Below are 11800 nucleotides of genomic sequence, written 5' to 3'. Positions count from 1 at the left end.
TCGCACCCAGCGACGCAGTGTGAGCGTTGAGGACCTGACAGTCAATCAGTTCTCCACCATGACGGGTAAAATGATGACAAAAAACCATTAAAGCGCTTTTTGAGGCATTATTAGCCCTGCTAAACATGGATTCACCACAAAAGAGTGAGCCCACTGAAATACCATACAAACCGCCAACCAGTTCATTTTCCAACCAAACCTCTACGGAATGGGCATGACCCAGTGTATGTAAGTGGCAATATGCTTGCTGTACATCATCGCCAATCCAGGTTCCCTCATCACGCAGAGTGGCACAGGCACGAACAACATCTTCAAAAGCGTGATTGAGCGTAAATCGATAAGGGCAGTTGCGCAAAAAGCGCCGCATGCTCCGACTGATATGTAAATCTTCTGGATACAATACGGCTCGAGGGTCAGGTGACCACCATAAAATCATTTCTCCAGGACTGAACCAGGGGAAAATCCCCCGTTCATAGGCGGCCAACAAACGAGGAGGAGATAGATCTCCCCCAAGGGCCAGCAATCCGTTTGGTTCGCGCAGAGCCAGCTCAGGCGAGGGGAACGCAAAAGATTGAGAAGAGAGCTGCGTGATGCGCATAAATCCCCTTAGTGACACTTACAGGCCCATTTGGGCATCCCCATAGTATTTGGAGCCACAGCGTTATTGATGATGTATTCATCGCACCTTTTGGCTGTGGCTCTAATGACTTTGGATATAATCATCAATTACAATAATACTGCTTTGGTTTCAGCAGCTTTACTTAATATTAGCTATAAGTTTGCTGATTATCTGCCTATGTTTATATCCGTCATACTTCAAGCTGCATGTGCGTTGGCTGCCTTCGTTCACCCCAGTCACTTACTTATGTAAGCTCTTGGGGATTTACTCAGTTGCCGCCTTCCTGCAACTCGAATTATTTAGGGTATAGGAGCTTTATTTACACATCATCTTCGTATTAATGCCGCTGATGGAACTGGTAGTAACGTCCCTTGTTTTGTAACAAGTTTTGGTGGCTGCCTTGCTCAACTATCTTTCCTCCATCCATAACACAGATTCGATCCATATATTCCAACCCATACAAGCGATGCGTGACAATAATCAGGCTCTTATGCTGGCAGTGTTGGCGTAATAACGTCAGAATTTGTTGCTCGGTTTCTGCGTCTAATCCTTCGGTAGGTTCGTCGAGAAGCAGTAGTGGTGCTGGATGCAGTAGCACACGAGCAATACCTAAACGGCGTTGCTCCCCCCCAGATAATGGCCGCCCACCATCACCCATCCAGGCATTCAGCCCTTCATCGTTATCTAGCAAATTAGCCAAACCAACTTGTGCCAAAACAATTTTTAGTTGTTCATCTGTTGCAGTAGGGCAGGCCAGTAATAGGTTTTCTCGCAATGTACTGCTGAAAATATGTACTCGCTGGCTGACCACTGTCATCATTTGGCGCAGTGTCGTTTCATCAAAGCGGGCTAAAGGTTTCCCGTTTAGCGTGATGACTCCTTCATTGGCATCCCATGCTCGGGTTAATAACTGCAATAGTGTGGATTTGCCACAGCCGGTTCGGCCCAATAGCGCAATATGCTCACCAGAGGCCAGTGACAGCGATATATTTTGTAAAACAGGTAAGGGCTGCTGTGGGTAAGTAAAACTCAACCCTGTCACTTCTAGCGCCACCTGTGGGGCTGCGGCGGGGCCACTATCCGGGAAGGTCACTTCGGGTTTTTGTTCCATTAGCTGACCAACTCGAGTCGCTGATGCAATAACTTGCCCTAAGTGTTGGAAAGCTCCTGCAACGGGCAACAGAGCTTCAAATGCTGCCAACGATGTGAAAACGAACAGAGCCAACAATGCACCTGGCTGGCTGTCACCCCCTATTCCGGCAGCGGCTAACCATAAAATTAATGTCACAGTCAAACCTGAAGCAAGAATCATTAACGCTTGGGCTAAGCCTGCCAAGGATGCTTGTTGCTTTTGGCGAATCATCCACCGCTGTTCAATTTCTTCCAATGAAGTACGAAAACGATGTAATGCGCCGAAAACCAACAGTTCGGCTTGACCTTGTAACCACGAGGTCAGTTGTGAACGATAAAGACCGCGTAGGTCAGTTAAATCATGGCCAATAGGCTTACCGGCACGATAGAAAATCAACGGTACTAACAATAACAACCCGAGCAGAATGGCACCGAGTGCCAGAGCTAAATTGACATCGATGTAACTCAGGCCAAAGGTAACGGCTGCGATGATAACAACGGCGGCAACCAGTGGGGATATAACCCGCAGATAGAGATGATCAAGTGTATCGACATCGGCGACCAGGCGGTTCAGTAACTCACTTTGGCGAAAACGAGCAATACCTGCTGGGGAAAGTGGCAAGATTTTCTGGAATGCAAATACCCGCAGATGTGCCAGCACTCTAAATGTCGCGTCATGGCTGACGACGCGTTCGGCATAGCGGCCCGCTGTTCGGGTAATTGCAGCACCTCGCACGCCTGCTGCAGGGAGCAGATAGTTAAAAGTATACAATCCTGCGGGGCCAGCAATGGCGGTTCCTGCTAAGAACCAACCGGATAAAGTGAGCAATCCGATACTGGCGAGTAGGGTGATGATTGCCAACACAATACCGAGGCAAATTAGGAACCAATGGCGACGATACAACGCCAGAAAGGGGAGAAGTACTCGCATGATTAAAGCTCCTCACTGCGGTGGGACAGCAGATTGGCAAATGAACCGTCAGCTTGACTTAAGCTGGAGTAATCACCTTGTTGAATTAAAAGACCATTATCCATCACCCAGATTTGATCATATCCCAACGTATCTTCCAACTGATGAGTGACCAGCAGTGTCGTCTGCTTACGAGAGGCTTCTTCAAGCGCTTTCATGACCAATTGCTCACTATGTGCATCCAAACTGGCCGTAGGTTCGTCTAATAACAAGAGCCGGCATGGGTTCAGCAATGCTCTGGCAACAGCTATGCGCTGGGCTTGACCAACAGAAAGGCGCGCCGAATGGTCACCGACCTCCGTATCTAACCCTTGCGGCAAGTCATTGAGGAACTCATTGATATACGCGCGTTCAATCGCCAGTTGTAGTTGGTCATTGTTAGCATCAGGTTGGCCCAACAAAATATTGGCAACCAGCGTCTGCTCTGGTAAATGCGGATTTTGCCCGACCCAACTTAGCTGGTGACGCCAGGTTTGCGGATCCAGTTCACGCAATTCTATGTTGTTGACTTTTAATGAGCCGCGATAGGGTAAAAAACCCAATAGCAAGTTAAGCAATGAGCTTTTTCCAGCACCACTCAAGCCAACGATAGCCACTCGTTTTCCCGCTGATAGGGAGAATGTTAGTGGCCCGGCCAAACGGGTGCCTGTAGGAGATAATATTTCCAGTTCATTAGCTTCGAGAGCGATGGAATCGGTGCCATCAAGAACTTTATCACCCCGGCCAATAGTTTCACCGTCAGTACTCAAAAAGGTAACCAGTGATTCAGCAGCACCAACAGCTTGTGCTTTGGCGTGATAAAACGTGCCTAAATCCCGCAATGGCTGGAAGAATTCAGGTGCCAAAATCAAAACCAGAAAACCTGCAAACAGTGTTACACCAAGGCCGTAACTGCCGAAATTCAATTCCCCCAAATAGGAAAAACCGAAGTAAACAGCAACGACTGCGATGGAGATTGCGGCGAAAAACTCCAATACGGCAGAGGAGAGGAATGCCATTCGCAGCACCTCCATAGTGCGGCGGCGAAAATCTTCTGAGGATTCGCGAATTTGGTCTGTTTCCGCTTTGGCGCGATTAAATAGCCGTAAGGTGTCCAAACCGCGTAAACGGTCGAGGAAGTTACCACTCAGACGGGCCAACGCCACAAAATTACGCCGGTTAGCATCAGCTGCCCCCATTCCCACCAGTGCCATAAACAAAGGGATGAGCGGTGCGGTGACGAATAGAATTAAACCTGCCGCCCAGTTGATCGGGAAGACAGCAATGAGAGTCAGCACCGGAATAAGAACGGCCAAATACATTTGTGGAAGATAGCGAGAATAGTAATCCTGCATATCTTCAATTTGTTCCAAAATAATCGTCGCCCAACTTCCGGCTGGTTTGCCTTTTACCCAGGCTGGGCCGAGTTGTTCTAATCGGTCTAATACTGTTTTGCGGATTTGTTGACGCACTTTCATGCCACAAATAAACCCTACTCGCTCACGTAACCAACTGATCACGGCACGTATGGCGAAGGTTCCAGCCAATAAACCAAAATCAGTGATTAATTCTGTACGGGGGACTTTGTCGATAATCAAAGATTGCAGCAAGGTGGCCAACAGCCATGCTTGAGCAATAATCAATAACCCGCTGAGGAGGCCAAGTAACATGGACAGGCGGAGCCAACGTTGCGCCGGGGCGCTTTGTTTTTTCAGCCAACGAATCAACTCATACTGTCGTGTTTTATTCATCGGGCAATTTGTCTGCGCAAGGTACGGGGAAATTTCAAAAAAATGGTTATCATCTTTCGAGATGACAAACCAGCGAGGGGCAATATTACCTCGTCATGCCATGAGGTGAAACCATAATGCTTGTGATAGTTGCCGCATTAGTCGATATCTATAATTTGCTGTTTTTCATTGACATGCCGATATGCAAAATAAAGTACCAATAGAAATTAAAAACGGGCAGCTCACATATTTGTTAGCTGCCCGTTGGTATTGGTTGAATCAGTTATGTCAGAGATTATTTATCGTTAACTAACCCATCCAGATAGCGCTCTGCATCTAATGCTGCCATGCAGCCGGTACCCGCAGAGGTAATTGCCTGACGATAGATGTGGTCCATAACATCACCCGCAGCAAATACACCCGGAATTGAAGTTTGTGTTGCATTGCCCTGGATACCTGATTGCACCTTAATGTAACCATTTTCCAGTGCTAACTGGTTGCCAAAGATAGCGGTGTTAGGGCTATGACCGATAGCAATGAATACCCCAGCTACCGCTAACTCTTCGGTTTCATTGTTTTTAGTCGACTTCAGCCGCACGCCAGTCACGCCCATATCGTCGCCCAGTACTTCGTCTAACGTACGGTCAGTGTGCAGCACGATATTGCCGTTTTTCACTTTTTCCATCAGACGGTCGATCAGGATTTTTTCTGAACGGAAGCTATCACGGCGGTGAATTAGATGAACTTCAGCGGCGATATTGGCCAGATACAGTGCTTCTTCAACGGCGGTATTGCCACCGCCGACGACGGCAACTTTTTGGTTACGATAGAAGAAGCCATCACAAGTGGCGCAGGCAGAAACCCCTTTACCTTTGAATGCCTCTTCTGATTCCATTCCAAGATAGCGTGCAGATGCACCTGTCGCGATGATCAGTGCATCGCAGGTGTACTCAGCACTATCGCCAAACAGGCGGAACGGGCGGTTTTGTAAATCGACTTTATGGATATGGTCGAACAGGATTTCTGTCTGGAATTTTTCTGCATGTGCATGCATCCGTTCCATCAGTGCCGGGCCGGTAAGACCTTCCGGGTCACCGGGCCAGTTTTCGACATCGGTGGTGGTGGTCAATTGACCGCCTTTTTCCATTCCGGTAATCAATACGGGATTCAGGTTGGCGCGTGCCGCATAAACTGCCGCAGTATAACCCGCAGGGCCAGAACCTAAAATAATCAATTTGCTATGTTTAGCCGTACTCATGAATACCTCTTTCCCACAATGGCGGACAATGTTAACGATTGTAGGGAAATTCGAGCATTAAAAAAAGCAGACAAAAATGTTGTTAGCGATTTGTTTGATAGGTAATGCCTATTTAATGAACTAAGTGTATTAAGAATCGACAGTTAACTGTTAAATAAAATTGAGCAATGCGCCAATTAGAGCAAAATTCATTTTTACGTTATGGACCAAATAGTCTGAAAAACCTTTGACCCTATAAATAATGTGGCTTGCAAGCCGGTAGCTCAAAAAATACCCGCAATGTACTGGTGCCTTTTAGCGCCATTTCATCGCTAAAAAACGGTGAAAAAATAGGTTAGAGAAGGGGGCTAAGATTTTAATTCTGGCACGTTCTACTGATTTAACTTCTTTTACTTTGACAATCGGCTGTGCATTTGCGAAAACATCATAGGAAGAAGAAATTATCTGCGCGCCATAATTTCAGATTTGGTATCAGTGATACCAATCGAAAGCCCTGGAATGTTTTCGATTAATACTGGATGGCATGTGGAGTATGTTCTCGAACAACCGTAGGGGGGATGTTTCTGCGGCTGTTCGTGATGAGCTATCTCTTCCTCAACGCTAATAATCATCGAGTGCCTCGCATGCGATTGGACAGACAGGGTGTGAGATAACAACGTATTGATATATTTGCATAAAACAGGCTGCGGGTCGTTGTTTGCCACATATTCTAAATTTATTGATGATGAGAGTATGTCGCAGACTTAAGGAAATTAAGAGAGACTATAAGATGACAGATAATAAAAAACGTCCGGGGAAAGAGCTTGATCGTATAGATCGTAACATCCTAAATGAATTACAAAAGGATGGGCGTATCTCCAACGTTGAGCTTTCAAAACGAGTAGGGTTGTCACCAACACCATGTCTGGAACGGGTTCGCCGCTTAGAGCGTCAGGGCTTCATTAATGGCTATACTGCACTGCTTAATCCACAATATTTGGATGCATCATTGCTGGTTTTCGTTGAGATTACTCTGAATCGTGGTGCTCCGGATGTGTTTGAGCAATTTAACACCGCAGTACAAAAACTCGATGAAATTCAAGAGTGTCACTTGGTTTCCGGTGATTTTGACTATTTATTGAAAACCCGCGTGCCCGATATGTCTGCTTACCGTAAATTACTCGGTGAGACCTTGCTTCGCCTACCGGGTGTCAATGACACTCGGACCTATGTGGTGATGGAAGAAGTGAAGCAGACTAGCCATCTGGTGATTAAAACGCGATAAACAGGCAGGTGCAAAACCTGAGTAATTTGGTTACACTCCTGTTTATTCATACAGTTTCAGCGCCGGGAAGGTTCTCGGCGTTGTTATTCATACTAGTTAACAGGAACCTGGAGAGCCTTTCTTGAGCCAGGAATATACAGAAGATAAAGAAGTTACTTTGAAAAAACTCAGCAGTGGGCGTCGTTTGCTTGAGGCTGTTTTGATTGTAGTAACCATTTTGGCAGCCTTCCTAATGGCCGCGCTGCTTAGTTTCAATCCTTCAGACCCGAGTTGGTCACAAACCTCATGGCACGAGCCTATCCATAATCTTGGCGGGAGCGTAGGTGCCTGGATGGCTGATACATTGTTCTTCACTTTTGGTGTATTGGCGTATGCAATTCCCGCCATTATGGTGATGTTGTGTTGGGCCGCATTCCGCCAGCGTGATGCCAGTGAACATATCGATTACTTTGCTCTCTCGCTGCGGCTGATTGGCACATTAGCGCTGATTTTAACGTCATGCGGGCTGGCTGCCTTAAATATTGACGATCTGTATTACTTCGCCTCAGGTGGGGTAATCGGTAGTCTATTCAGTAATGCCATGTTGCCGTGGTTCAATGGCGTTGGTGCTACCCTGACGTTGCTTTGTATCTGGGCTGTTGGTCTGACGCTTTTCACTGGTTGGTCATGGTTAGTCATTGCGGAGAAGATTGGTGGAGTCGTCTTAGGTTCATTAACATTTATGACTAATCGTTCACGTCGCGAAGAACGTTATGATAATGAAGATGACGATTACCAAACTGAAGAAGCGAATACCGTCGAGCAAGATAAGGGTGTCGGTGTAAATAATAAAGCGCTAGCAGGTGTCGCTGCGGCTAGCGCGCTGGTGGCCAATTCAGCTCATGCGGATGACGACGATGTTTTGTTCTCGGCACCATCTGTAACTGACACGCCTGTTAGCCCAATATTGGATGGGGCAATTCCGACAGATGAAATTGTGGCTGAAAGCGATGAGCCATTAAATAATTATGATCCATTATTGAGTACATTGCGTGCGACAGATAATGGCGAACAGCCCGGATTAACTTCTGCTGGGAATCCGTCTGAACCCATAATCAACCACAGCGCAGTGCCGATGGTTGATAATGTCGCCGCAACGCCGCCGCTCTATTCTTTTGAGATCCCACAAGAAGCGACGTCTCCTGCGCCAACACGGATTGCGCCACCGGTTGAACGGCCTGAGCCTCAACTGGGTTCATGGGATAAACCCGCAACCCCAACCAGCCATTCGCCATTTGATTTTTCTGCGGCACAACGCCATAGCGATCAGGTGGAAAATACACCCTATATGAATCCAGGATTAGGCATAGATACAGATAGCCTGGCCGCGATGGGGTCAGTCAGTCACCCTGGATCCGTTTCTGCTGCTGGGATTGTCGCAGCAAGTGCAACCGCAGCTACGTTTATGCCAGCATTTACTGCTACCAGTGATAGCAGTTCGCAGGTTAAACAAGGTATAGGACCGGAGTTACCACGGCCTAATCCTGTCCGCATCCCTACTAGGCGCGAGCTGGCATCCTACGGCATCAAACTCCCGTCTCAACGTATGGCGGAGCAGGAGCAACGTGAGCAAGAAGTGCAAACGCCTCAAACGCCCGAAACACCGTTTACCGCAGGTGCCACATCTGAAGATGATGATGCATTAGAACAGGCAATCTTGCGTAAAGCCTTCGCTGATCAGCAATCCGAACGTTATGGGCAATCAGCCGATACGGGAGTGAATACTTTCTCAGCGGTAGAGCCGGAAGATGAGCAAGCCTTGCAAGAGGCGGCATTACGACAAGCTTTTGCCGCGCAGCAACAACATCGCTATGGCGCAATGCAGGGTGAAAACAGTGACAATAGTCAATATGAACATGTTGTTATTGAAGAGATGCAGCCTGTAGATACTCGCAGCGCTTTCACGTTCTCGCCTGTTGCCGATCTGGTTGAGGAAAGCCCGCGTGAGCCTCTGTTCACACTGTCTCCGTATGTTGACGAAGCCGCACAGCCTACACCCGTGCAAAGTTCTTCAGCACCAGAGCACACTGAACAGGTTTCGGCCTATCAACCATCAGCGGCAAATCAAACTCATCAAGCATATTCAGGTCAATCAACACCAGTGCAACCTACGGCAGCAGCACAGCCAGTATCACCGGTGCAACCAACCCCTGCGATGGACAGTTTGATTCATCCGTTCCTGATGCGTAATGACCAACCTTTGGTCAAACCGACAACCCCATTGCCTACGTTGGATCTCCTTTCTTCGCCGCCAGCAGAAGAAGAGCCGGTTGATATGTTTGCTTTGGAGCAAACAGCTCGCTTGGTCGAAGCGCGGCTAGGGGATTATCGGGTCAAAGCGGAAGTGGTCGGTATTTCACCAGGGCCAGTGATTACCCGCTTTGAACTTGATTTAGCCCCGGGCGTCAAAGCTTCACGTATCTCCAATCTTTCTCGTGACTTGGCTCGCTCACTATCGGCCATTGCTGTCCGTGTGGTTGAGGTCATTCCTGGCAAGCCTTATGTCGGGTTGGAACTGCCCAATAAACATCGTCAGACCGTTTATTTGCGCGAAGTGCTTGATTGCGCCAAATTCCGTGATAACCCATCACCGTTAGCTATCGTATTGGGTAAAGATATTGCCGGGCAACCGGTCGTGGCTGATCTTGCAAAAATGCCGCACTTGCTGGTGGCGGGTACAACCGGTTCCGGTAAATCGGTTGGTGTTAACGCCATGATCCTCAGCATCTTGTATAAAGCCACGCCAGATGATGTGCGCTTTATCATGATTGACCCAAAAATGCTGGAACTGTCGGTGTATGAAGGCATTCCTCATCTGTTAACCGAAGTGGTTACGGATATGAAGGATGCGGCGAATGCATTGCGCTGGTGTGTTGGCGAAATGGAACGGCGTTATAAGCTGATGTCGGCTTTAGGTGTACGTAACCTCGCTGGGTATAATGAGCGAGTTGCACAAGCTGAAGCTATGGGGCGGCCAATTCCAGATCCATTCTGGAAACCCTCCGACAGTATGGATATCTCACCACCAATGCTGGTGAAATTGCCTTATATCGTCGTCATGGTGGATGAGTTTGCTGACCTGATGATGACAGTGGGTAAGAAAGTTGAAGAGTTGATTGCTCGTTTGGCGCAAAAAGCCCGAGCAGCCGGCATTCATTTGGTTCTGGCAACTCAGCGACCATCTGTGGATGTGATTACTGGCTTGATTAAAGCCAATATCCCAACCCGTATCGCATTTACGGTTTCCAGCAAGATTGACTCACGAACTATCCTTGATCAGGGGGGAGCGGAATCACTACTGGGTATGGGGGACATGCTGTATATGGCACCTAACTCCTCAATTCCGGTACGTGTTCACGGTGCTTTTGTCCGAGATCAGGAAGTGCATGCAGTCGTTAATGATTGGAAAGCGCGAGGCCGGCCTCAATATATTGAGAGCATTCTCAGTGGTAGCGATGAGGGTGAAGGCGGTAGCCTTGGTCTGGATAGCGACGAAGAGTTGGACCCACTGTTTGATCAGGCGGTGAATTTTGTTTTGGAGAAACGCCGTGCGTCTATCTCCGGTGTGCAGCGCCAATTCCGTATTGGCTATAACCGCGCCGCACGTATCATTGAACAAATGGAAGCTCAGCAGATTGTCAGTACACCGGGGCATAACGGTAATCGTGAAGTATTGGCCCCGCCGCCACATGAGTAGTCATATTTTGCTCTGAGGCAATTAATATAGACAGGGCCGCTTTGCGGCCCTTATGCAAAGAAGCATAAACCCCATATTTATCAGAGAATTTTATAAGGTATTTAGAATAATGAAAAAACTGCTTGTTGCTTGCTGTCTGTTATCGGGGTTAATTTCGGCTCACGCGCTGGCCGATGCCAGTTCCGACTTACAAGCTCGCCTGAGCAAGGTGAACAGTTTCCATGCTAACTTCTCGCAAAAAGTGACCAGCTCAGAGGGTACTGCGGTACAAGAAGGCGAGGGTGAGTTATGGGTGAAACGGCCTAATTTATTTAATTGGCACATGACTTCCCCTGACGAGAGCGTTTTGATTTCTGATGGTGAAACATTGTGGTTCTATAACCCATTTGTTGAACAGGCAACGGCGACCTGGCTGAAAAATGCCACAGGCAATACGCCATTTATGCTTATCACCCGTAATAATCCAGATGATTGGAAACAATATAATGTGAAGCAGAAAGGTGATGATTTTGAACTGACACCGAAAAGTGCCAGCGGTAATCTGAAGCAATTTGCTATCACAGTGACGCCAACGGGCACCATTAAAAGCTTTACTGCGGTTGAGCAAGATGGGCAGCGCAGCGCTTATACGCTGAAAGGTCAGCAAAATAGCTCAGCAGATGCCAGCAAATTTAAGTTTACCCTACCAAAAGGCGTGACGCTGGACGACCAGCGGCAGTGAGGTCTGTGTGAGTAATATGTCCCTCGATTTTTCCCAGAATGAGTTTCAGCCATTGGCCGCGCGTATGCGGCCTTTGACGTTGGAGCAATATATTGGTCAGCAGCATTTGCTGGCTCCGGGTAAACCGTTACCGCGGGCAATCGTTGCCGGGCAATTACACTCAATGATCCTTTGGGGGCCTCCGGGAACCGGAAAAACCACGTTGGCAGAAATTATTGGCCGTTATGGTCAAGCTGATGTTGAACGTATTTCTGCGGTGACCTCCGGCATTAAAGAAATTCGTGAAGCGATTGAACGTGCCCGCCAAAACCGCGACGCGGGGCGGCGAACAATTTTATTTGTTGATGAAGTTCATCGCTTCAATAAAAGCCAGCAAGATGCATTCCTGCCCC

Annotated in this window: 8 protein-coding genes; 4 read left to right on the top strand and 4 right to left on the bottom strand. The window is 47.9% G+C overall.

Annotation, left to right across the window (positions count from 1 at the left end; genetic code table 11):
* From aat to trxB, 4 genes are all read right to left on the bottom strand, one after another.
* Window positions 1-598: leucyl/phenylalanyl-tRNA--protein transferase (gene aat / locus ACNSO8_RS06735; protein WP_418394191.1), on the bottom strand; the 598-nt coding region annotated here is incomplete at its 3' end.
* Between the two features lie 358 nt (window positions 599-956).
* Window positions 957-2681: a heme ABC transporter ATP-binding protein/permease CydC gene (gene cydC, locus ACNSO8_RS06730; protein WP_418394190.1), complete on the bottom strand. Its 1725-nt coding sequence runs from the start codon at window positions 2679-2681 to the stop codon at window positions 957-959.
* Between the two features lie 2 nt (window positions 2682-2683).
* The gene (gene cydD, locus ACNSO8_RS06725) at window positions 2684-4450 is read right to left on the bottom strand and encodes a heme ABC transporter permease/ATP-binding protein CydD (RefSeq protein WP_418394189.1); all 1767 of its coding nucleotides are present in this window, start codon (window positions 4448-4450) and stop codon (window positions 2684-2686) included.
* A 274-nt stretch (window positions 4451-4724) separates the two neighbouring features.
* Window positions 4725-5687: a thioredoxin-disulfide reductase gene (gene trxB, locus ACNSO8_RS06720; protein WP_057620681.1), complete on the bottom strand. Its 963-nt coding sequence runs from the start codon at window positions 5685-5687 to the stop codon at window positions 4725-4727.
* Window positions 5688-6456: 769 nt separating this feature from the next.
* Here trxB and lrp point away from each other — a divergent pair.
* From lrp to ACNSO8_RS06700, 4 genes are all read left to right on the top strand, one after another.
* Window positions 6457-6951, top strand: coding sequence for a leucine-responsive transcriptional regulator Lrp (gene lrp, locus ACNSO8_RS06715; RefSeq protein ID WP_005162770.1), 495 nt, complete (start codon window positions 6457-6459; stop codon window positions 6949-6951).
* 121 nt (window positions 6952-7072) lie between these two features.
* Window positions 7073-10687 (top strand): DNA translocase FtsK 4TM domain-containing protein, encoded by a 3615-nt coding sequence (locus tag ACNSO8_RS06710; protein ID WP_418394188.1) that lies wholly within the window; start codon window positions 7073-7075, stop codon window positions 10685-10687.
* 109 nt (window positions 10688-10796) lie between these two features.
* Complete coding sequence (gene lolA, locus ACNSO8_RS06705) at window positions 10797-11408, top strand: outer membrane lipoprotein chaperone LolA (protein ID WP_019079882.1); 612 nt, start codon at window positions 10797-10799, stop codon at window positions 11406-11408.
* 7 nt (window positions 11409-11415) lie between these two features.
* Window positions 11416-11800 (top strand): AAA family ATPase (locus ACNSO8_RS06700; protein ID WP_418394187.1); only part of this gene is annotated, 385 nt, incomplete at its 3' end.

This window comes from Yersinia sp. LJYL362 (assembly GCF_048323875.1).
The sequence above is the reverse complement of the archived record's forward strand: the minus strand, read 5'-3'. Positions and strand labels throughout refer to the sequence as shown.